Below are 22767 nucleotides of genomic sequence, written 5' to 3'. Positions count from 1 at the left end.
GATTTTATACCCTTTTACTGCATGAAAGTCAGCAGATAGCCGTATCCTTCTGCTTCCATTTTTTCTTTTGGAATAAATCGCAGAGCTGCTGAGTTGATACAGTAACGTAGGCCGCCTGCTGCTTCTGGACCGTCAGTAAAGACATGGCCTAGATGAGCATTGCCAGAACGACTGCGCACTTCGATCCGCTCCATGCCGTGACTCTTGTCTTCATAATATCGCAGAACTTCTCTGGCAATAGGCCGGCTAAAGCTAGGCCAGCCGCAGCCAGACTCAAACTTGTCACCAGCAAAAAAGAGGGGCTCTCCAGTCGTCACATCTACATAAATTCCTTCTTCAAAAATGGCATTGTAGGTATTATGGAAAGGACGCTCTGTAGCACTATTCTGAGTCACCTGGTACTGCTCTTCCGTCAGCTGCTCTTTCAGTTCCGCATCTGTAGGCTTCTCGTACTGGCCTGGATCGACCAAGGGCTGATAGGCATCATTGACATTGATATGACAGTAGCCACCGGGATTTTTCTTGAGATAATCCTGATGATAGTCCTCAGCTAGGACATAGTGGCGCAAAGGCTCTAGCTCAACAGCAATCTTTCGGCCCAGCTGCTTTTCCTGCTCAGCAAAGACCTGCTCAATGACTGTCTTGTCGGCTTGATTGGTATAGTAAACGCCCGTCCGATACTGACGCCCTACATCATTTCCCTGCTTATTGACTGACAGAGGATCAATAACTCGGAAATAATAAAGTAGGATTTCTCGCAGACTGACCCGCTCTTCATCATAAATCAGATGAACCGTCTCTGCATGGTCCGTCTGGTGAATCAGCTGGTAGTTAGTTGATTCCACCTGTCCATTGGCATAGCCTACTGACGTCTCCTCAACACCCTCAATGCGGGAGAAGTACTCTTCCAAACCCCAGAAGCACCCGCCTGCTAGATAAATTTCTGCCATAAAAACACCTCATTTCTTTGCGTCTATTTTCTCATAAAAGAAAAGGAAATTATAGCGATTTGATTAGAACTTTCTTCAGAATGATATGAGAAAGCTGGGATGCAATCAACATCAACCCAGACTTCTCCATCATTTTAAGTCACAACAACTCTTGTATAGAAGATTACCCCTCAATATACTTCAATTTTCCTCGGAAATCTTCCAGACTTTCATAGCCTTTTTCTTCCATAATAGCCTTGAGTTCTGCGGTGATGCGCTCGAAGGTTGCCACTCCTTCTTTATGAAGGGTTGTTCCTACCTGCACCATGCTGGCTCCACAGAGGATATGCTCAAAGGCATCGCGCCCCGTCAGGACACCCCCAGTTCCGATGATTTGAATTTCCGGTTTAAGGCGTTGGTAAAAAGCATGGACATTAGCCAGAGCGGTCGGCTTGATGTACTGACCTCCGATACCTCCAAAACCATTTTTCGGACGAATAACCACTGACTCATCTTCTATATAAAGGCCGTTTCCGATAGAGTTTACACAATTGACAAACTTGAGCGGATATTTGTTAAAAATCGCAGCGGCCTGGTCAAAATGCACGATGTCAAAATAAGGAGGCAGTTTGATGCCTAGGGGCTTGGTGAAATAAGAAAAAACTTCTGACAAGATTTTTTCCGTCGTTTCAAAGTCATAGGCAATCTGCGGTTTGCCAGGGACATTGGGACAGGAAAGATTGAGCTCAGTAATACCTTTAAAGTCACTTACCTGCACTTTCTTAAGAATGGTATGGGTTTCTTCTGGCGACATACCGACCAAAGAGAGGAAGAAAGTGCGATTTGGTTCGCTTTCCTGAAGTTCCAGCAGATAGTCAAGATAGTAGTCTAAACCATTGTTGGGCAAGCCCATGGAGTTGATAGAGCCAAGCGGAACATCCTGATATCGTGGCTCTGAGTTTCCCTGACGAAATTCCAGCGTCGCCGTCTTAGTCACAAACGTTCCTGCAGCAGAATCTTTGACTTCTGCCAGTTCCTCTTTTGTCATGCAAGCAACCCCAGCTGCATTCATCAGGCAGTTGTCAAATGCAAAACCAGCAATCTGTGTAGATGTCAAAACCATAGTAAAACGCTCCTTTTTCTTCTGAAGGCGAGTGCCTTTAGCTCATTTCCCCTATTATATCACCAAACTCCGCTTTTTCGTTTTTTAAACCAGCAATTCCTGACTAACGTTCGGAAAACATCAAGTTCGCTCAGCTATTTTCTGGAATATTTCAGAAAACAAATTGTGGAAATTTTTAGAAAATTCAACTTTTTTCTTTACAAGAGAAAAAAAGTCTGCTATAATGTTCCATGTAATAAAATATGACATCTAAAAGGTGCCTGTTTTAAAAATTTAAACACATCCTCGTCACATAAGCTGCAAGCAGCTTCCGGCAGGATGGTTTACTATTTTATTTAAAGGAGAATGACAGATGACAACTGCTAAAGAATATATCCAAAGCACTTTCGAGACCGTAAAAGCCCGCAACGGACACGAGGCAGAATTCCTCCAAGCTGTTGAAGAGTTTCTCAATACTCTGGAGCCTGTTTTTGAAAAACACCCAGAATACATTGAGGAAAACATCCTAGCGCGTATTACTGAGCCTGAGCGCGTTATCAGCTTCCGTGTTCCTTGGGTAGACCGCGAAGGCAAAGTACAAGTTAACCGTGGTTACCGCGTACAATTTAACTCAGCAGTTGGTCCTTATAAAGGCGGACTTCGTTTCCACCCAACTGTAAACCAAGGGATCTTGAAGTTCCTCGGCTTTGAGCAAATCTTCAAAAACGTCTTGACTGGCCTGCCAATCGGTGGTGGTAAAGGTGGATCTGACTTTGATCCAAAAGGCAAGACAGATGCTGAAGTGATGCGCTTCTGCCAAAGCTTCATGACTGAATTGCAAAAACACATTGGCCCATCTCTTGACGTTCCAGCTGGTGATATTGGTGTTGGCGGACGTGAAATCGGCTACCTCTACGGCCAATACAAACGCCTCAATCAATTCGACGCTGGTGTCTTGACTGGTAAACCCCTTGGATTTGGCGGCAGCTTGATCCGTCCAGAAGCAACTGGCTACGGTTTGGTTTACTATACCGAAGAAATGCTCAAGGCCAACGGCCAAAGCTTTGCTGGAAAGAAGGTGGTTATTTCCGGTTCTGGTAACGTAGCCCAATATGCTCTTCAAAAAGCAACTGAGCTAGGAGCAACTGTTATCTCTGTTTCTGACTCAAACGGTTATGTCATCGATGAAAACGGTATTGACTTTGATCTTTTGGTTGATGTTAAAGAAAAACGCCGTGCTCGTTTGACTGAATATGCAGCTGAGAAACCAACTGCTACTTACCATGAAGGTTCTGTATGGACTTACGCTGGTAACTATGATATTGCTCTGCCATGTGCGACTCAAAATGAAATCAATGACGAAGCTGCTAAACGCTTGGTTGCTCAAGGTGTTATCTGTGTATCTGAAGGTGCCAACATGCCGAGCGACCTGGATGCTATCGCTGTTTACAAAGAAAATGGTACCTTCTACGGACCTGCCAAAGCTGCCAATGCTGGTGGTGTAGCTGTATCCGCTCTGGAAATGAGCCAAAACAGTCTTCGTCTGTCATGGACTCGCGAAGAAGTTGACGGCCGCCTCAAGGACATCATGACAAACATCTTCAACACAGCTAAGACTACCGCTGAAACTTACGGACTTGGCAAAGATTACCTGGCTGGTGCTAACATTGCTGCTTTCGAAAACGTAGCCAACGCTATGATCGCCCAAGGTATTGTTTAACTAGTCGATACATCCTATCGGAGGACAAATCATGAACTTACGGCCAATGGAAGTGAGAGACAATCCAGCTGTAGCGCAGCTCATTCGAGCCAGTCTAGAAGAATTCGGGCTTGACAAACCAGGAACTGTCTACTTTGATTCTCATCTAGATCATTTGGCCGACTATTATCAACATCAAGAGAGGGCAGCTTACTTTGTTCTGGAAGATGAAGGTCAGCTCGTTGGCTGCGGTGGTTTTGCACCTGTGTCTGATAAAATTGCTGAATTACAAAAACTGTATGTCACTAAAAACAGTCGTGGCAAAGGTTATTCCAGTCGGCTGATAAAGCAGATATTCCAAGAAGCCCGCCTAGCAGGTTATGAACAGCTTTATCTAGAAACCACTACTGAACTGGCTACGGCCGTGGCCGTCTATCAACACTATGGTTTTACATCACTGCAACAACCAATTTCTAACGCTGCCGGCCACCCAGCTATGAATATCTGGATGATAAAATCCCTCGTATCAGATGAATAGATGCCGGCATACTCTGGCTGTCTCAAGAACATCATGACCAACATCCTCAACACAGCTAAAACTACCGCTGAAACTTACGGACTTGGCAAAAAATACTTGGCTGGTACTAACATTGCTGCTTTCGAAAACGTAGCCAACGCTATGATTGCACAAGGTGTGGGTGTGGTATAAGCACTATCAAACTAAAATTCTAAGAAATCCGACTGCTTATAAAAGCAGTCGGATTTTTATATATCTAATTTTTCAAAAAATTTGCCTGCTACCTGCTTTTCTTTTAGCTTCTCTAACAGCTTATTCTCCAGGAAAGGACTTAGTTCGTCAAAATCTTGGCAAACCTTAAAGACAGTTTCTCTGTCCAACTGGCCATAAGCTAGTTCATAATAATCCTTCTTATGATGCCAGTTCTGGTCATAGTTGACATCTGTCCGTTGATAATAAACAATATTTTGCTTCGGTGTCAGGTAAATCTTCTGTGTCAAAATGCTTTTCTGATCTTTGGAGAGCTTGCTACGGCTGAAAATTTTGACACCTTGAAAAATCTTGCGCTCATGGATACCTTGATTTGTGACTTTTAATTCAATTCTTTTATAATGCATACTGATACCTCCAGAAATCACCTACATTATATCAAGTTTTGACAGATTTTCAAGCAAAAGTGTTATTTCCAAAAGTCTTTAGTAGCTTCTAAAATCTCTGCCGTCGGTGTTACTGTGGCCTCAATAATGCTCTTGCCAGTATTTTTCAGATAGGCTTGTATCAGATGATAGCCATAAGCATAGCCCGCAGCATAAGGCATACCGACTGGTATTTGACCCTGAATCTCAGCGATTTCATCACCGTAGAGATAAGGAGCCATTTCCGCCATCCCTGTTAGCTGAAGCTGACTTGAGATGATAGGCTTAATCTCTTCTAACTGCTCTGGACTGGTTGAAGTAACCCAAGGCCCAATGAGATCTTTGCCATAGAGCTCAGCAGCAAAAGACTCTGCCAATCCTTCACTGACTACCCAGTCTGCTAGTGTCGTCTGCTGGTTCCATTTGATAAATTGGAAACGGACATTGTGATTGCACTCGTGGGCTAACGCAGCCTGTACACGTGGCAAAGTATAGTCATTTGGTAGTAGACTAAGCATGAGGTAGCCTGGAATTCCTCCATCTCCGCTGTAACCCTTATTGAGCTGTAGCATGGGCTTTTCTGGATTGCCTAACAAAATAGTAAAATGGTAATCCTCAACCTCTAAATCATAGCCAGCTTGCTCAAAAAGACCGATACTCCTCTTGATGGTATCTTGACAATTTTGCCAGAGTTGATCAGAGCTCAGAGCATCAATAGCCGGCCTATCCTTTTCTGACAGAGTGCTGGGTAGCTGATTCATAAAGCCAAGTAGGAAAAGAGCATCAAATCCTCCGGGATACTTCGCTTTCAGAGGAATGTGTTGTGTTTGATATTTTGTTGCAAAAGGTGCTAAAATCTTAGCTCGAAAACAACCTTCTCTCTTTTCTAAAGGTAGCTCGAGCATCTCTTGATAAACTTTATCAGAACGAATGATATTGACTTGCATGGTAATCTCCTTTTCTAATTTTCACCAGTATACACCCTCCTCTAAGGTCAGAGTCAAGAAAAAGATTTGAAACTTTCGCCTCAAATCTTCTTTTATCTATTCAATTTGCTGCCTCCATTTTCAAATCTAGTACGGAAAGTAGCAAAGACATTAGAGTAATAGGTTAATTTCCCCTATTGCTCCTTCTTTTTCTCTTTCTGTGTCTTGTTTTTCTCCTTTTGCCACTTAGCATTTTCGTAGGTCACGGTATAGGTATCCTCATCGCCGCCTTCACCGTCAAAGATTAGGTCAAAGCGGATGGACTTGCCTGGCGCCAGATTGGTGCCGATTTGTGTATTGTCAAAGGTTGAGCCATCCAAAATGTAGACATTTTCCTTCTTGTCATAGAGTCCAAAATCATAAGGACTAACCAGAATGGGCTTTTTAGAAGTATTTTCAACCGTGATTGTCGCAACGACAGCTACACCAGTTGACTCATCACTCATGACTTTCTTGCTGTCTTCTACTGCTGAATGAACGGTCACCTTAAGTCCACTGGAAAATTCAACTGTTTTTTCAAAAGCATGGCTGTTATAGGACTCTAAAGGCGAGTTATGGTAGCCTGTGAGGGACTTGAGATGGTCATTTTCCTCCATAAGGCCAATCGTGGTGATGACGAGGAGAATGCTGAGTAAGGCCAGAAGAAAGATGATAATACCAGACACCAGAGCTGCCCAAAAGAGCCCCTGCTTGTGGAGAGGGCGTTTTAAACGGTAAACAAGATTGTCCTCACTGACAATCTCCTGCTGAATTCGCTGATTCATATGGACCTTTCTAATCAATAATTACTCGCCTTTTGTAAGAGGCCCAAGCGTCGGAAGTTCAATCCCCTCTCGCAAAAGCGCTTCATGGTATAGACGATAGAAGATATGGTAAATGGAAACCTGCATGCCACCCTGTACGATCATGCTGATACGGAAGTTAAACTGGCCATTTGAAGCCATCTGCGGCCCCAAAATATTCGGCTCTTTAAGAATCTCTGGATGTTCTGGCACGGCTTCTTCATTAACCTTAGAAATGATGCGGTAAATCTCGTCCAAATCCGTCTGGGCATAAATGGGAATGTCAATTAGAACACGCATATCTCCACGGGAAAGATTGCTGACAACCATAATATTGCGGTTGGGCACAAAATGAAGCGTTCCGTCCGCGTCCCGTACCTGCGTCGTCCGAATCCCGACACTGATTACTGTTCCAGCGATGTTGATAGGACCGTTAGTCAGGCGGACATTGTCACCGACATCTAACTGTCGCTCGAGAAGGATAAAGAAGCCATTGACCAGATCCGACAGGAAGCCCTGAGCTCCCATCCCGATAGCCACCCCAGCAATCCCGGCACCAGCCAAAAGGCTGGAAACCGGCAGTCCCAAGATGGATAAAACCCAGTAAATCAAGAGAAAATACAAGACATAATTAAGCAGATTCTCAATCAGACGAGTGATGGTTTTCTGTCTGGCTACATCCTGCTTGGATAGCTTGAGAGAAGGGGCAATAATTTTGGTCACTGACAAATGCAGGATTTTCTTAACGATGTAAAATAAGATAAAAAGCAGAAGTAAAGAGACCAGCTTGGAAAAAAGGTCATCTGCAATCTTGCTCCAGTCAAACTGCTGGATATAGCGGGAAAAGACATTTCCGGTCTTAGACATAGGCTACCTCCAAAAAGATTACTACCATTATACCACAAAGACCAATCAGCGCGAACATAGAATGGATAGCCCGGCCTAGCATTGCTTTCACCCTCTTTCTATCGTATAATAAAATAAGTATCTAAGACAAGAAAGGAACTTACATTCTCCATCGCTTCATCACAATTTGGAATAAAACCAATCTAATCAAGCGGATTTCCATCGGGATTGGCATTGGTGTCCTGCTGGCTATCATCTTCCCCCAAGCACAAGCCATCAGACTTCTGGGTCAAATCTTCGTTGGCGGCCTCAAGGCCATCGCTCCGCTCCTGGTCTTCGCTCTGGTGGCAAATGCCCTGTCTCAGCAGCAGAAAGGGCAAAAAAGCAATATGAAAACAGTCATCTTGCTCTATCTTCTGGGAACCTTTGCAGCTGCCCTGGTAGCGGTCCTGGTCAACTTTTTCTTTCCCATTAGTATAGAGTTGGCTTCATCCTCCCAAAAGGTTTCTCCGCCAGATGGAATCGGACAAGTCCTCAGCAATCTTCTGCTTCAGCTGGTGGACAATCCCGTCAACGCCCTCATCACCGCTAACTACATTGGTATCCTGTCCTGGGCTGTCATCTTTGGAATTGCCATGCGAGAAGCTAGCCACCACAGCAAGGAACTGCTGCAGATCTTGGCAGATATCACTTCTAAGATTGTCGAGTGGATTATCAATCTAGCCCCTCTTGGTATTTTAGGCCTGGTCTACACGACCATTTCCGGGAAGGGCTTCCAGGCTCTAAAAAGCTATGGCATCCTACTGCTGGTCTTGATAGCCAGCATGCTGATTGTCGCTCTGATTATCAATCCTTTAATTACCTTTATCATGCTGCGGAAAAATCCTTATCCCTTGGTCTGGCGCTGTCTACGAGTCAGTGGTGTGACTGCCTTTTTCACGCGCAGTTCAGCGGCTAACATCCCCGTCAACATGAAACTCTGTCGGGATCTGGGACTCAATCCAGAGACCTACTCGGTCTCTATTCCTCTGGGAGCTACTATCAATATGGCAGGGGCTGGCATCACTATCAACACCCTGACCTTGGCTGCTGTCAATACGCTGGGTATCCGGGTTGACTTTGGCACAGCTCTAGTTCTCAGTATTGTAGCGGCAATTTCTGCTTGCGGGGCCTCCGGCGTAGCTGGCGGTTCTCTTCTGCTCATTCCGGTCGCCTGCAGCCTCTTTGGGATTTCCAATGATTTGGCCATGCAGGTAGTCAGCGTCGGTTTCGTTATTAGTGTCATTCAGGACTCCTGCGAGACAGCTCTCAACTCTTCTACTGACGTTCTCTTTACAGCTGTGGCCGAGATGAGCAGCTGGCCAAAAGAAAAACGCTATTAATTTCGACAAAAAACCTCTAGACTTCCATCATTACGGGAAGCTAGAGGCTTTTTTATGTGCGAAAGTTAGTTCTTTCGATGCTTGTCAAAATATTTCTTTGTTTCACTAATGACAATTGGAGACAAGACTAATAAGGCAATCAAGTTTGGCAAGGCCATGAGGGCATTGACAATATCTGCAAGAATCCAAACCGCCTCCAGACCCACAAAGCCACCGAGGACAATCATCAGGACAAAGAGCAGACGATAAACGCGGATATAGCGAACCCCAAAGAGAAACTCAAAACAGCGCTCACCATAATAGTTCCAGCCCAAGATAGTCGTAAAGGCAAAGAGAACTAGAAAGACTGAAAGCAGGACCGGACCAAAATTAGCAAAAACAGTCGCAAAGGCTGCCTGAGTCAGGGACACACCATTGAGATTGCCATCCCAGACCCCTGTGATTAAAATCGTTAATCCTGTCAGACTACAAATAATCAGGGTGTCGATGAAGGTTCCGGTCATGGAAATCAAGCCCTGTTCTACCGGTTCCTTGGTCCGAGCTGCCGCCGCTGCAATGGGTGCTGAACCCAAACCAGATTCATTGGAGAAAACTCCACGCGCGACCCCATTTTGAATTGCCATCTGAATAGTCGCACCGGCAAAGCCACCGACAGCAGCTGTCTGGCTAAAAGCTGAGGTAAAGACCAGCTGGAGAGTTGGCAGCAAACGGTCTAGATTGACCGCTAAGACAGTCACAGTCCCCAAGATATAAATAGCTGCCATAAAGGGCACAACCTTGGTCGATACTCGAGCAATAGACTGGATGCCGCTGAAAATAACCAGAGCTACTAAAATAGCCAAGATAGAAGCTGTCACAGCTGGAGGCAGCTGAATGGTATTCTGCATGGCCTCTGTGATGGAATTGACCTGCGTAAAGGTCCCAATCCCCAAGAGAGCCACCAAGATACCAGCTATCGCGAAAAAGATGGCCAGCGGGCGCCACTTCTCGCCCATCCCTAGTAAGATATAGTGCATGGGACCGCCCGCCATAGCTCCATGAGCATCCTTGCGGCGGTACTTGATAGCCAATAGGCCTTCGGCATACTTGGTCGCCATTCCAAAGAAAGCAGCTACCCACATCCAGAAGAGAGCACCCGGTCCACCGGTTTTAATGGCTGTTGCCACTCCGATGATATTTCCCGTTCCCACCGTCGCAGCTAGAGCAGTACAAAGAGCCGCAAAGCTAGAGACATCGCCCTGATGCTCCTCGTCTGATACAAAAATTAGCCGAAAGGCACGCGGAAGTCGAAAAATCTGCAGCAAGCCCAGACGCAGACTGAGATAGATACCGGTACCAACCAGCAAAATGAGCAGGGGCGGACCCCAAACCAAAGAATCCAGACGATTCAATATTTCCAACATGATATAAGCTCCTTTTCACACCGAGAAAAAGAAAGAGCACATGAAAAACATGTACTCTGGATGTGCTGGAGTAGGGAAATCCCTGCCTCTTCGCTCTGTCCTTTTACCTGAGAGTTTGAGCGGTTCCAAACCGCCTTGCCCCTTCGGTGCCATTCATGGTCTCTCCAGAGTTCCGTCCATTTCACAGTCAGAAGCGCCGCCTCTTTCTGAAAAACTTCGTTCGGTGTTGATTATTAATTTTCTATTATTCTAAAAGAACATTCGCCTTTTGTCAATATTTTATGAAAATTTTTGAGCATGTAAACGTTTTTTGATACAAAAAAGAAGCCCTCAGGCTTCTTTCAGATCGGAGACAAACATTCCAAATGGTGTTTGTCTTCGGTCTGAAATTCTCTAGCTAAGTAGAGAATTTTTATTTTTCCAAACAATTTTTTAAAATAAAAATAGATTGAGGAACATCTGAGAAAACTTGGCTTAAAAATTCCAAATGTTGCTGATCTTTGCTATCTAAAGCTACGGTGTGCTTGACATTTACAGTGCCATCATCGTTCTCAATGATTTGATGACCAAAAAGGATATCTCCAAACGGAGTCGCTGTTTTATCCCAAAATTCCTCAAAGGGCTTGACAAGTGTCAGCTGATATTCCATTGGGGGCATTCCTTCGAGTTCCATCATCCCACAAGAACCTGTCTTAAATCCACCATTTAATGTAATATTGTTTAAATCTTCTTCCCATTCATACCACTTTTCAATATTTTCATAGTAGGACCATACATCTTCTTTTGCTACTTTCATGCTTAAACTGAAACTAAATTCCATTACAATAACTCCTTTATAATATGTATACTTATTATAAGTGTATTTATAATATTTGTCAAACGTTTTTTCTTTCTAGCACTAGTATTTCTTCTAAAATAGTCTATACTTGTTTTGGTTCTGCTTTTCATACTGATAAAATGGGATAAGAACGATATCTTGGTCGTATGGCTTGATATTCGCTCTCTTGTTTAACCATTTAGGCAATAGTGCGATTCCTTTCCCGTTCTCAACTAAGCTGATAATGTTTTCAAAAGAATCAATTTCTACAACTGATTTTAAATGAGCAAACTTCTTTAAGCTTTGTTTTCTAAAAGGACAATTTTCATCTTTATTAACGAATATGGGCATTCCCTCACTAGACTTTATGATACTCGAACAAGCATAAACTGACTCAATATGTCCGATAGTCTCATCATAATGCTTTAAATTTTCAATTTTTTGAAAGCAAAAAATTTTATCAAAGTCTTCCTGATGAGCAATGATTGGTATATCCGAAGTTTTTTGGATATTAATCTCACTTTTATCCAAATCAATTGTTTGCGAATTATTAATATCGTGATTGAATAACAATTCTGAAATTAAGATGGATATTTTCGAAGTTTCACATTTCTTTTTTAATTTCTCCAAATTGTTAGAAGTTTCCTTACAAAATTGATAAAATAAGTCTCCACTTTCTGTCGGAATTAAACCATTATATTTTCTGTAAAATAATTTCGTATCTAATTCAGTTTCAAGCACCTTCAATCTAGCACTGAGATTAGATTGCGCATATTGTAAGATCTTTGAACTTTTGTTTATTGATCTTGTCTCATAGATTGTCACAAAAATGCTCATATCATTAAAATTCATTTAAAACACCTTATCACTTTTTATGATAATTATATCATTTTTAAGTATTATTCAATATGATATAAATCATTTATACTGTCAATAGTTAATTAGAAAAGAGGTACTGCAATGCAAGCAATGCAATATACTATAAAATTACCATCAGATTATGACATGGATATAATTAGACAACGTGTCCAAAATACAGGTCATTTAATGGATGGATTCGACGATTTGTTTTTCAAAGTTTATTTAATCTCTGAAAAGTCTGAAGGCCAATTATTTAACAGTTACTGTCCGCTATATGTTTGGAAAAATACCAACGGAATGACAAAATTCATATTTGATGGTTACTTTGATCATATTTTAAATTCTTTTGGCTGGCAGAATATTGAAATCGGAGTGACTTCATCAGTCGAAATATCTGATCATTTTAATTCAAGTAAATATGCTACATTGGAAATCATTGATATAGAAGCATCTGAAAGTTTAAAATCCTTTGCCATTCACGAGCAAATGCAAAACAACGAAAGCGGCAAAGTCGTTATTTTCAATCCTGATAAATGGAAAAAATGTATTTTTACTTTTTATACCAATAAACCCGATACACAACTACCAACATTTGAAATTTTGCACATTTCACAATAAGCGCCTATGATAAGTAATAGGGAAACGCCTGAGCAAATACTTTCTTGCTATTTTGCACACTCTGAGAGTATACTTGCTCTTCTGTATGACCTTTACTGTCATCAGCTAAATGAAAAAATCGTTACGCCATGTAACGATTTTTTTAGCTATGATATTAACTTAATTCAGCGATAATTGCCTTGAGCTGGTCTTTGGTGTGAACACCTGCGACTTGCTTAACGACTTGACCGTCTTTCTTGAACAGAAGGGTCGGAATGGACATAATGCCAAATTCGCGGGCAGTATTTGGATTTTCATCCACATCCATTTTAAGGATTTTTAATTCATCCTCATGGACTTCTCCTGCCAACTGCTCCAAGATAGGCGCCTGCATGCGGCATGGACCGCACCAAGTTGCCCAAAAGTCAATCAGAACCAATCCCTCTTTTGTTTCTTCTGCGAATGTTGCATCTGTAACTGCTGCTACCATAAATCTTCTCCTTTTATTGCTTACTTTTGATAACATTTTACACCAAAAACATCAGAAAGAAAAATATTTGCTACGGGTAGCACCTCAGTCACTTAGTGAGAAATGGTTGGTCATGAGATTGCTGGCATCCAAGAGAATCTTCTCCAAGAGCTGGTCTGTCGCTTCTTGCACCTTGTCGCTCATGGCTTGATTTTCAGCTTCAAAGTCCACTGCCTCGCCCTTGGCCAGAGCTCGGTCTACCCGACCAATCATTTCATGTCCCCAAGCCATCGTCTTCTCTTGGTAATCATCCAAATCACCGACATGACTGCTAAAATGAGCATCAGCCAGACCAGCAATCAAGCGATTGGCCCAGTAGAAGGAATCTGTCGAAACCTTGTCCGTCGTATTGGCAAAGTAATCTGGCGTTGTTGAGACTTGAGTAAAGAAAGGAACAGCTGTATTGTAAGGCATGGAGCCATAAGATAGCCACTGGATACCCGTCGTTGCCTGCGGTTGATTAGGGCGCAGCTGCAAGATAGCTGTCTGACTGGTCCGATTGATGCCAATGGTCCGGAAGGCTCGTCTGCTGTGCTGGTCCCCTTCTGCTCCGTAAGGATTATAAGGCGAATCCTGATAGTGACTGCTCAAGACATACTTGACATCTTCAATCGTGATCTTGCGGTAAGGCTTGCGGCACCAAGGAATGAAGAAACTCCTTGGATCTTGCTCCACTTCTGGATTGAGAAAACGCTGGATATCCCAAGCACGTGGTGTATTGTAATGGCGGTCCTTATCCTTCTGGCTGCCAAAAGCATAGCGTGGATTGAAGCCCTCATTCGAATAATTAAGTTCAAGATGATGTTCCTTGACGAAGTTTTTGAGATTTGGATGGCAGAGGAAATGCTCAGGATTGTCAAATTCAAAATAATCGCTGCCCAGCTGATTTGGATTGGTCACATAGGCATCATCCGGCACTCGCCGCGCCATCCAATGGTGGCCGCCAATGGTTTCCAGCCACCAGATTTCATTAATATCTGAAATGGCAATCCCATTGGACTCATAAGTACCGTATTCTTCTAAGATTTTCCCTAGACGAAGAACTCCTTCTCGTGCCGTCTTGATATAGGGGAGAACTAGCGTAAGGATATCTTCCTCGCTGATACCTGATTCGACCAGTGGGTCAGCACCCAGGACACGGCTGTTAGTGGTAATGGTTTCCGTCGCGCTGACAGCAACATTGTAGCTGTTAATTCCAGCTGCTCCCCAAATCCCGTCCTTAGGAACTGCATCAGGCACCGCCGTATAGCGGACTGGATTATCCGGCAAATCCATCTCAAAGGACGTCAAGACAGACTGATAATGGCGGGGCTGGTCTTGTGGCTCCACTACGATAAATTTCTTGGGTGTAAAGACCCCATTTTGTGAATCCTCTGTACGAGCCACAATGGTTGAACCGTCGTAACTGGCCTTCTTGCCCACCAAAATAGTCGTGCAGGAATCTGATAAATAATTAAATTTCATGGCTTATCTCTCCAATCTATTATACGCCTACATTATAGCACAAAAAATGGCTTAACCAGCCATTTTTCTTTATCTTTCTTACTTAAATATCACAATCGTCGCGCCGCTGCCGCCGGCATTTTGCGGAGCATAGCCGAAGGACTTAACGTGCTTGTTGCGGCGGAGGTATTTTGTCACCCCTTCACGGATGACGCCGGTCCCGATACCGTGGATGATATCCACCTGAGCCATGTTATTGAGGAGGGCCTGATCGATAAAGGCATCAAGCTCTTCCATAGCCTCTTCATAGCGTTTGCCGCGCAAATCCAGTCTGGCTTTGGGGCCAGCAGTATTGGCCCGCTTGACCACATTAACCTGCTTGCGCTTAGGCTGCTGCTCCTTTTCAGCCTTGAGCAAGTTAAACTCCTGCTCTTCTAGAGTCATCTTGATCAGACCGATCTGAGCTTCCCAACGGCCGTCTTTGAGCTGCTTGACCAAGGTTCCCCGCTGACCATAGCTGGTGACTAGGATATCATCTCCCACCTTGGGCGCCCGATTTTTCTTGGCTTGTTTGAGCACCTTATTCTTTGATAAATCAACCGTTTCTGGTGCCAACTTTTTAAGCTGAGCCTTGGCTTCGATAATCTCATGCGGTTTAAGACTGGACTTGTCATGGAGATTTTTGAGAATGCTCTCACTCTCTGACAGAGCCAAATCAACGATTTCCTGGGCTTCCAAGCGTGCTTTATTGAGCTCGGTTTCCTTTTCTCGGTTGAACTCATTATATAGCTTTTTGAGGGCTCGGTTAAATTTGAGATTTTCCTGCTCAACCTCGCGGATATTGTCCAAACGCTTGCGGCTCTCCAGCGTCTGCTCCTCTAGGCGCTCAATGATTCGATTGACATCACTGTCTGTGTTGGTCTGCTCTTGGGCATGGCCAACGATAACTTCTGCCAAGCCCAAACGTCGAGCGATTTCAAAGGCATTGGAGCGTCCAGGGACTCCCTGCATAAAGCGATAGGTTGGTCTTAAACTATCTGTATCAAATTCCATGCTGGCATTTTCCACCCAGTCCGTCTCAATCCCATAGGCTTTGAGCTCAGGATAGTGGGTCGTCGCCATGGTTTTAATCTGTCTTAGCCGCAAATCTTCCAATATAGCAATAGCCAGAGCTGCACCCTCCTGCGGGTGAGTCCCAGCTCCCAGCTCATCCAGCAGAACCAAACTCTCGCTATCAACCTGCTCTAAAATAGAGACGATATTGGTCATGTGACTGGAGAAAGTTGACAGGCTCTGCTCAATGGACTGCTCATCACCAATGTCTGCAAAAATCTGACTGAAAATCCCGACGCGGCTGCCCTTGTCCGCCAGAATCGGCAGACCTGACTGGGCCATGATCTGAGCTAAGCCCAAGGTCTTCAGCATGATGGTCTTACCACCGGTATTAGGCCCGGTAATGACAATCTCTGTCAAGTCTGGCCCGAAATGCAAGTCATTAGCCACTGCATTCTCAATCAGGGGATGGCGGACACTGAGCAGTTGGATATCCTGCTCTTCCGACAGGTCTGGCACCACCGCTCCTGTCTCCTGCATGAAGCGGACCTTGGCACGCACCAGGTCAAGATGTCCGATAATCCAAGCATTGTTGGCAATTTCAGCTGCATGGGGACGGAAGAGGTCCGATAATTCCTGCAAAATCCGCTGAATTTCATATCGTTCGTCCGCCCGACTGCTGGCAATTTCTTCGTTGAGATTGACAACTGCTCTAGGCTCGATATAGACGGTATTGCCGCTGGCTGAAATATCGTGAACCACACCAGAAATGCGGTTGCGGTAGGTATTTTTCACAGGCAGCACATTGCGGCCATTCCGGCTGGCCACTACCTGAACCGCCAGCATCTCTCCCTTGTTTTTGAGAATCTCCTGCAGAATTTCCCGCACCTGGTTTTCATTTTCTTGAATTTTTCGACGGATGCGGCTCAAACTTTCGCTGGCAAAGTTTTCAATAAAGCCGCCATCATTCACAGCCTGCAGACTTCCTTGCAGCTTAGGGAAAACAACTAGGTTCTCAAACAGACGGTCCAGCTTTTCCAAGTGCACATTTTCCAAGTCATCATAAAAGGACTTGAGCTCCTGAGTCACAGCCAAGACGCGCTTGAGAGCCAAAAACTCCTCAATATTCAAGTCGCTCTCCAGCTCCAAGCGCTTGGTCAAGGCAGTAATATCCTGAGTCGCGGCCAGACTAAAGTGCGGATGCTGCACAAAAATCTGCTGCATATCTGTCATTTCAAGAAAAGCCGAGGCCACTGTCTCCTTCTTACTGGTCGGCAAAAGCAGGCCCAGCTCCAACTGCCCCTGCTCTGTCAAAAGATAGGGAGCAAAAAGTTCTTTTATCTTCTTAAATTCTAAGGTTTCTAAAATTTTTGTGTTCATAATTTTCTTTTCTAGTAAAAAAGAACCCAGCTAGTAGGCCAACTGAGTCGTCTTTTATCCGATAACTTGATTCACCCAGAGATCTTTGAGGATATTGGATGTGATAGGGGTATACTTGACAATAAAGCGAATCATGAAGCTGCTGTTGAGCCGCTCCTGAACCATCTCCATCGGCACCGTCGCTAAAATAGTCAGGCACATTCCCAAAACAAAAATAGAGATGCAAACAGCGATGGCTCCGCTGGTCACATTGTACCATTTGGTATCCAGCTTATTGGGGTAGGGAATCAGATTGGCAAAAATCCCAAAAAAGCGCCCAAGGATGTAGACAGCCGTAAAGATAATGAGATAGGCCAAACCAGCATAAAAAACCTGGTCCAGCTGAAAGAGCTGGGAGCTAGGGAAAAAATAGGTCGAAGAGCCCTGAGTCGCGCTGGCATAAGGCACCCAAAGGCTGATAAACTTAGCCAAGCTCTTATAAAAAGCTCCAGCCACCAGCATAGAAACCATGGTTGCAGCAGCATAATAGCCCTGCAGAACAATGCCTCGCGAGTAGCCAATATAAAAGCTCCAGGCCAATATTAGTAAAATAACAATAGAAAACATTATTTCTCCTCTATTTACCTGACTTTTCTCTCAAATCACTGAGCATTTTGTGACGAAAATCTTCTAGTTCTTTTTCCTTGTCGTCAAACTCAATTTCGCGGCTGAGCTGGGTAGATAGGCTATTGACAGCCAGCAAAATCGCCAGGACTTCATCATCTGCCGCAGGCATCTGCTCTTTGATAGCCTTGTATTTTTCCTTTGCTACCCGTTCCACTTCTTCCATAAAGAGATTATCGTGTTCTGTTGTTAGAGTTAAGGTCTTGTTTCCAAATGTAAATTTATATCGATTCAAATTTGCCATAAAATCACCTCATTGTATTATATCAAAAAAGAAGCCCTTTGTCAGTTATTAAAACACTTGGAACTAGACTGGGACTTTCTTTTTCATCTTTTTTGACATTGTAAACAGCGGTGCTCTCCTACAAAATTTTTGTAGTATTTTCAATCTTATGGCTTTCGACTTTTCCTTTTTATGGTACAATAGGGGGTATGGAAAGTATCACCCTCAGTCCCAAACAGCAAGAAATTCAGGCTTTTGTTGAGAAATATCAGAGCCAGCTGGCTCCCAGCAATAACCCACATATTCAATATTTCTTCCGGCTGAATCAGGCGACGGTCAGTGTCTTTAGCTCCGGAAAAGTTCTCTTTCAAGGGGCAAAAGCTGCTCACTACGCTAGCTTTTTTGGCCATCAACCAGAAAAATCCAGTTCTAGTCCTGCTTCTCAGAATTTTGCCCTCATTGGGACAGATGAGGTTGGAAACGGCTCTTACTTTGGAGGTCTAGCCGTCGTAGCTTCTTTCGTCACTCCAAATCAGCACGACTTTCTGAGAAAACTGGGCGTTGGTGATTCTAAAACCTTGAACGATAGCAAGATTCGCCAACTGGCACCTGTCTTGAAAGAAAAGATTGCCCATCAAGCTCTGCTCCTATCGCCAGAGAAGTACAATGAAGTCATCGCTTCTGGCTACAACGCCGTCTCTGTCAAGGTAGCCTTACATAATCAAGCTATTTATCTACTGCTGCAAAAAGGTCTAAATCCCGAAAAAATCGTCATCGATGCCTTTACCAGCCAGCAAAACTACAATAAATACCTAAAGCAGGAAAAAAATCATTTTCCAAATCCGGTAAGTCTGATTGAAAAGGCTGAAGGAAAGTTCCTAGCTGTTGCGGTCAGCTCTATTATCGCTCGTGACCTCTTTCTGGAAAATCTAGAAAATCTCAGTCAAGAGTTAGGCTATACCCTGCCTAGCGGAGCCGGAAGTAAGAGCGACCAAGTTGCCAGCCAGATTCTTCAAGCCTACGGAATGGCCGGTCTGCAGCATACTGCTAAACTCCACTTTAAAAATACTGAAAAAGCACAAAAACTTCTAGAAAGGTAACCTATGAAAAAATCAAATCCTGTCCTCTCATTTCTCAAAGAATGGGGCCTCTTTCTCTTCTTTATCTCTGTCATTATCCTGTCACGGCTCTTTCTCTGGTCCCCTGTAAAGGTAGATGGCCACTCTATGGACCCTACGCTGGCCAATGGGGAATACCTACTTGTCCTCAAACATCAGTCTATTGACCGCTTTGATATCGTCGTCGCTACTGAGACAGACGATGACGGAACGACCAAGGAGATTGTCAAGCGGGTCATCGGTATGCCAGGTGACACTATTCAGTATGAAAATGATACTCTCTATATCAACGGCAAAAAAACAGACGAGCCTTACCTGACGGACTACATCAAGAAATTTAAAGAAGAAAAGCTCCAATCCACTTACACTGGGGATGATTATGATGACAATGGTGAGTTTTTCAGGAAACTCGCTGCTCAGGCTCAAGCCTTCACTGTTGACAAAGATGGCAGTCCTGTCTTCACCATCAAGCTTCTGGATGATGAATACCTGCTTCTGGGTGACGACCGGATTGTTTCCAAGGACAGCCGACAGGTTGGTGCCTTCAAAGCAGAACAAATCCAGGGCGAAGCTAAGTTCCGCTTCTGGCCGCTGCTGCCTTTTAAGACCTATTAAGCATATCGAACTCAGTTGAACGTCAGCTGGGTTCGTTTTAAAAGAAGAACCTATAAACTATGGAATTTTACTTTTCAGGAACGATTGAACGGATTATTTTTGAAAATCCCAGCAACTTTTTCCGCATCCTGCTCTTAGATATCGAGGATACGGATGCCGAGGATTTTGAAGATTTTGAAATCATTGTCACCGGATCTATGGCAGATGTCATGGAAGGCGAAGATTACACTTTCTGGGGCAGTCTCGTCCAGCACCCCAAATATGGCCAGCAGCTGAAAATTTCCCGCTATGAGCGAGCAAAACCCAGCAGTAAAGGCCTAGTAAAATACTTCTCCAGCGACCATTTCAAGGGCATCGGGGTCAAGACAGCTCAAAAAATCGTCCAACTCTATGGAGAAGATACTGAGGACACCATTGACAAGATTTTAGCAGAGCCGGAAAAGCTGACCCAGATAAACGGCTTAGCAGCTAAGAACCGCGAGGCCTTTGTCTCCAAGCTCAGAATAAACTACGGAACTGAGATGGTACTAGCCAAGCTGGCAGCCTACGGCATTCCCAATAAGCTGGCTTTTCAAATCCAGGATACCTACAAGGAAGAAACGCTGGATATTGTCGAAAAATATCCCTATCAGCTAGTAGAGGATATTCAGGGAATCGGCTTTAAAATCGCTGACCATCTGGCAGAAGAGCTGGGTATTCAAAGTGATGCCCCTGAGCGATTTCGGGCTGGCCTTGTCCACACCTTGCTGACCCAGTCCATAGAGCGGGGAGATACCTATGTTGAAGCTCGTGATTTACTCGAACATACCATCGAGCTCTTAGAAAGCTCACGCCAAGTGGAGCTGGACCCTAGTCTAGTCGCTGATGAGCTGGCTCATCTGATTGAGGAAGATAAGGTCCAAAATGTAGAGACCAAGATCTTTGAAAACAGCCTCTTCTTTGCTGAAGAAGGAATAAAAAATAATCTGATCCGTCTGCTGGAAAAAGGAGAGCAAGACTGTTTTGCCGCAGATAACATTACTGCGGCCATCCAGCAAGTGGAGGAGAACTCCGGCATCTCCTATGACAGTATCCAAAAAGAAGCCATCCGTCAGGCTATCAATCAGAAGGTCTTTATCCTAACCGGCGGACCGGGTACTGGAAAAACTACCGTTATCAACTGTATCATCTCAATTTACGCCCAGCTTCGCGGTTTGGATCTGCGAAAGGTCAATGATCTGCCTATTCTGCTAGCAGCACCCACTGGACGTGCTGCTCGGCGCATGAACGAATTGACTGGTCTTCCTAGTGCCACTATCCACCGCCACTTGGGGATGACTGGAGATGATGACACCAGCCATTTGGATGATTATCTGGATGCTGATTTTATTATTGTGGATGAATTTTCCATGGTAGATACTTGGTTAGCTAATCAGCTCCTCAGCAATATCTCCTCTCAAACCAAGCTCTTGATTGTCGGAGATGCGGATCAACTTCCGTCTGTCAGTCCAGGTCAGGTTCTGGCAGACTTGCTGCAGATACCGACTATCCCACAGACCAAGCTGGAAACCATCTATCGGCAGAGCGAAGAGTCTACAATCGTCACACTGGCCAGCCAGATTCAGAAGGGCATTTTACCAGCAGACTTTACAGAGAAAAAAGCGGATCGCTCATATTTTGAAGCTAGAAATGAGCATATCCCGCCTATGATTGAGAAAATCGCTAGCGCAGCCATTCGCAGCGGTATCCCAGCTCAAGATGTTCAGGTATTGGCACCTATGTATCGGGGGCCAGCCGGCATTGACCAGATTAACAATCTTATGCAAAATCTCATCAATCCTGTCGCGAAAGATGAGCTGACCTTTGAAGCTCCTGATTGTCAGTATCGCCAAGGAGACAGGGTTATTCACTTGGTCAATGATGCTGAAAGCAATGTCTTCAACGGTGACTTAGGCTACATCAGCGACCTGCTGCCTGCTAAGTACACCGACTCCAAGCAGGACGAGCTGACCATTGACTTTGATGGCAATGAACTTGTTTATCAGCGCAGTGAGTGGTACAAGATTCGCCTAGCCTACGCCATGAGCATTCACAAGTCTCAGGGCAGTGAATTTCCGGTTGTCATCTTGCCTATCACCAAGAGCAGTCATCGGATGCTGCAGCGCAACCTCATCTACACCGCTATCACCCGCGCCAAGAGCAAGTTGATCTTACTTGGGGAAAAAGCAGCCTTTGACTATGCCGCAAAAAATACTGGAACCGCCCGAAAAACCTATCTCATCGAGCGCTTTGGCGACCTCCCGCAAGCTGAAACTAATATCCACAATCCTGTGGATAAAATGAAAGCGCCTGTGGAAAACTATGTCCTGACTAAGGAAAATTTCCTGAAAATCGACCCCCTAATCGGCCTGACCGAGGAAGATATCCACAGTATATTCAGCACATAAATAAAAAGGCTGGGACAGAATTAAATTTTTTAGTTCTGTCCTATCGCCTTTTTTTATGCCTTATTTTTCTGGCTAAAGAGCTGCAGGAGCTCGTCAGTAAAGATATCCATGCCGACCGAGGTCATCATAAACTGCAGAAAATGGAAGCGTTCTGGCAGTTTTTCAGGATCGCTTTCAAAAACGGTCTCATTCATCCAGAAGTTCACCAGCAGCAGAAAGACTTCCGCAGTCTGGTCCGGATACTGAGTCTGGATAGACCCATCTGCCATGCCTTTTTTGATAATATCGCTGACCAGAGGGGCGCCTATCCGCAGATTGTCCCGCATCATGGTCAAAATAAAACCTGCATCCTGCTCGTACTCATCCACAATGCCGTCTATGGCCCGGGCTGTCTGACTTTCCAGATTGGACTTGAGGATGGCTTGCAGCTGCTCCCTGCCGGTCAGATTTTCCGTAGCCTTGAACCACTGCTTCATCTCTTCTTCCATCAGCTCCTGCCGGCTCCTAATCACCGCAAGGACAATCTCATCTTTTGACTTGAAATGATGGTAGATAGCCCCCTTGGAGATGCCCGCCGTCTGGGCGATGTCCTGCATACTGGTCTTTTCGGACCCCTTTTGGATAAAGAGCTGGGTTGCTGTATTTAAAATTTTTTCTCTCATGGCCTGGGATTTGTCTTTTCGCTGCGCCATTCTGTTCCCCTTTGTTTCTAATATAGCTTTATTCTACCAAAAAAGCCGGAGAAATACAAAATCATAAAA

22 protein-coding genes, 1 pseudogene and 1 riboswitch are annotated in these 22767 nt (G+C 44.4%); of the genes and pseudogenes, 8 read left to right on the top strand and 15 right to left on the bottom strand.

The annotated features are described in order from the left end of the window. Positions 1 to 14 precede the first annotated feature (14 nt). Together msrB and HMPREF9389_RS06740 are read right to left on the bottom strand one after the other, a co-directional pair. Complete coding sequence (gene msrB, locus HMPREF9389_RS06735) at positions 15 to 950, bottom strand: peptide-methionine (R)-S-oxide reductase MsrB (protein WP_002929181.1); 936 nt, start codon at positions 948 to 950, stop codon at positions 15 to 17. A gap of 163 nt (positions 951 to 1113) precedes the next feature. Then, positions 1114 to 2052: a dihydroorotate oxidase gene (locus HMPREF9389_RS06740; protein WP_002929179.1), complete on the bottom strand. Its 939-nt coding sequence runs from the start codon at positions 2050 to 2052 to the stop codon at positions 1114 to 1116. A 352-nt stretch (positions 2053 to 2404) separates the two neighbouring features. Here HMPREF9389_RS06740 and gdhA point away from each other — a divergent pair, with 352 nt between their 5' ends. From gdhA to HMPREF9389_RS06755, 3 genes and pseudogenes are all read left to right on the top strand, one after another. Beyond that, positions 2405 to 3751, top strand: a complete 1347-nt coding sequence (gene gdhA / locus HMPREF9389_RS06745; protein WP_002929177.1) for an NADP-specific glutamate dehydrogenase — start codon at positions 2405 to 2407, stop codon at positions 3749 to 3751. A 31-nt stretch (positions 3752 to 3782) separates the two neighbouring features. Beyond that, complete coding sequence (locus HMPREF9389_RS06750; protein WP_002929175.1) at positions 3783 to 4268, top strand: GNAT family N-acetyltransferase; 486 nt, start codon at positions 3783 to 3785, stop codon at positions 4266 to 4268. A gap of 15 nt (positions 4269 to 4283) precedes the next feature. Continuing rightward, positions 4284 to 4439 (top strand): annotated as a pseudogene (locus HMPREF9389_RS06755) (NADP oxidoreductase); the annotation flags it as partial. A 56-nt stretch (positions 4440 to 4495) separates the two neighbouring features. Here HMPREF9389_RS06755 and HMPREF9389_RS06760 read toward each other — a convergent pair. The 4 genes from HMPREF9389_RS06760 to HMPREF9389_RS06775 form a co-directional block, all read right to left on the bottom strand. Further along, a complete protein-coding gene (locus tag HMPREF9389_RS06760) occupies positions 4496 to 4864 on the bottom strand; it encodes an EXLDI protein (protein WP_002929172.1) in 369 nt (122 codons plus the stop codon). Between the two features lie 62 nt (positions 4865 to 4926). Further along, positions 4927 to 5829 (bottom strand): DUF2268 domain-containing protein, encoded by a 903-nt coding sequence (locus tag HMPREF9389_RS06765; protein WP_002929171.1) that lies wholly within the window; start codon positions 5827 to 5829, stop codon positions 4927 to 4929. A 173-nt stretch (positions 5830 to 6002) separates the two neighbouring features. After that, entirely contained in the window at positions 6003 to 6632 is a 630-nt protein-coding gene (locus tag HMPREF9389_RS06770) for a DUF4352 domain-containing protein (RefSeq protein ID WP_002929170.1), read from the bottom strand. Positions 6633 to 6653: 21 nt separating this feature from the next. Continuing rightward, entirely contained in the window at positions 6654 to 7517 is an 864-nt protein-coding gene (locus HMPREF9389_RS06775; RefSeq protein ID WP_002929169.1) for a mechanosensitive ion channel family protein, read from the bottom strand. 143 nt (positions 7518 to 7660) lie between these two features. On the opposite strand from HMPREF9389_RS06775, the gene sstT reads away from it, so the two are divergent. Beyond that, a complete protein-coding gene (gene sstT, locus HMPREF9389_RS06780) occupies positions 7661 to 8878 on the top strand; it encodes a serine/threonine transporter SstT (protein WP_032906358.1) in 1218 nt (405 codons plus the stop codon). 65 nt (positions 8879 to 8943) lie between these two features. On the opposite strand, the gene HMPREF9389_RS06785 is transcribed toward sstT, so the two are convergent. The 3 genes from HMPREF9389_RS06785 to HMPREF9389_RS06795 form a co-directional block, all read right to left on the bottom strand. Further along, positions 8944 to 10281, bottom strand: coding sequence for an alanine/glycine:cation symporter family protein (locus HMPREF9389_RS06785; protein ID WP_002929167.1), 1338 nt, complete (start codon positions 10279 to 10281; stop codon positions 8944 to 8946). Between the two features lie 85 nt (positions 10282 to 10366). Then, positions 10367 to 10459: riboswitch (glycine riboswitch) on the bottom strand. Between the two features lie 234 nt (positions 10460 to 10693). Further along, positions 10694 to 11101, bottom strand: a complete 408-nt coding sequence (locus tag HMPREF9389_RS06790; protein ID WP_002916024.1) for a hypothetical protein — start codon at positions 11099 to 11101, stop codon at positions 10694 to 10696. 90 nt (positions 11102 to 11191) lie between these two features. Next, positions 11192 to 11950 (bottom strand): LysR family transcriptional regulator, encoded by a 759-nt coding sequence (locus tag HMPREF9389_RS06795; protein WP_002929166.1) that lies wholly within the window; start codon positions 11948 to 11950, stop codon positions 11192 to 11194. 108 nt (positions 11951 to 12058) lie between these two features. On the opposite strand from HMPREF9389_RS06795, the gene HMPREF9389_RS06800 reads away from it, so the two are divergent. After that, a complete protein-coding gene (locus HMPREF9389_RS06800; RefSeq protein ID WP_002929165.1) occupies positions 12059 to 12577 on the top strand; it encodes a DUF4865 family protein in 519 nt (172 codons plus the stop codon). A 154-nt stretch (positions 12578 to 12731) separates the two neighbouring features. On the opposite strand, the gene trxA is transcribed toward HMPREF9389_RS06800, so the two are convergent. From trxA to HMPREF9389_RS06825, 5 genes are all read right to left on the bottom strand, one after another. After that, a complete protein-coding gene (trxA, locus tag HMPREF9389_RS06805) occupies positions 12732 to 13046 on the bottom strand; it encodes a thioredoxin (RefSeq protein ID WP_002929164.1) in 315 nt (104 codons plus the stop codon). A gap of 84 nt (positions 13047 to 13130) precedes the next feature. After that, entirely contained in the window at positions 13131 to 14549 is a 1419-nt protein-coding gene (locus HMPREF9389_RS06810) for a C69 family dipeptidase (protein WP_002929163.1), read from the bottom strand. Positions 14550 to 14627: 78 nt separating this feature from the next. After that, the gene (locus HMPREF9389_RS06815) at positions 14628 to 16961 is read right to left on the bottom strand and encodes an endonuclease MutS2 (RefSeq protein WP_002929161.1); all 2334 of its coding nucleotides are present in this window, start codon (positions 16959 to 16961) and stop codon (positions 14628 to 14630) included. 54 nt (positions 16962 to 17015) lie between these two features. Then, positions 17016 to 17567 carry a CvpA family protein gene (locus HMPREF9389_RS06820; protein WP_002929159.1) on the bottom strand — a complete coding sequence of 184 codons (552 nt, stop codon included), beginning with the start codon at positions 17565 to 17567 and terminating at the stop codon, positions 17016 to 17018. Between the two features lie 10 nt (positions 17568 to 17577). Then, positions 17578 to 17868 carry a hypothetical protein gene (locus HMPREF9389_RS06825; protein WP_002896593.1) on the bottom strand — a complete coding sequence of 97 codons (291 nt, stop codon included), beginning with the start codon at positions 17866 to 17868 and terminating at the stop codon, positions 17578 to 17580. A 188-nt stretch (positions 17869 to 18056) separates the two neighbouring features. Between HMPREF9389_RS06825 and rnhC the strand changes: the two genes are divergently transcribed. The 3 genes from rnhC to HMPREF9389_RS06840 are packed head-to-tail and all read left to right on the top strand — an operon-like array spanning position 18057 to position 22006. Further along, positions 18057 to 18947: a ribonuclease HIII gene (gene rnhC, locus HMPREF9389_RS06830; RefSeq protein ID WP_002929157.1), complete on the top strand. Its 891-nt coding sequence runs from the start codon at positions 18057 to 18059 to the stop codon at positions 18945 to 18947. A 3-nt stretch (positions 18948 to 18950) separates the two neighbouring features. Continuing rightward, the gene (lepB, locus tag HMPREF9389_RS06835) at positions 18951 to 19580 is read left to right on the top strand and encodes a signal peptidase I (protein WP_002929155.1); all 630 of its coding nucleotides are present in this window, start codon (positions 18951 to 18953) and stop codon (positions 19578 to 19580) included. Between the two features lie 59 nt (positions 19581 to 19639). Continuing rightward, entirely contained in the window at positions 19640 to 22006 is a 2367-nt protein-coding gene (locus tag HMPREF9389_RS06840) for an ATP-dependent RecD-like DNA helicase (protein WP_002929153.1), read from the top strand. A gap of 53 nt (positions 22007 to 22059) precedes the next feature. Here the strand turns inward: HMPREF9389_RS06840 and HMPREF9389_RS06845 are convergent, their stop codons facing one another. Beyond that, positions 22060 to 22698, bottom strand: coding sequence for a TetR/AcrR family transcriptional regulator (locus tag HMPREF9389_RS06845; RefSeq protein WP_002929151.1), 639 nt, complete (start codon positions 22696 to 22698; stop codon positions 22060 to 22062). Positions 22699 to 22767: the final 69 nt, after the last annotated feature.

It is taken from the genome of Streptococcus sanguinis SK355 (assembly GCF_000212855.1).
Classification (GTDB): Bacteria; Bacillota; Bacilli; order Lactobacillales; family Streptococcaceae; genus Streptococcus; species Streptococcus sanguinis_A.
Note: the sequence above shows the minus strand (reverse complement) of the source record. Positions and strands in the feature narration are given on the sequence as shown.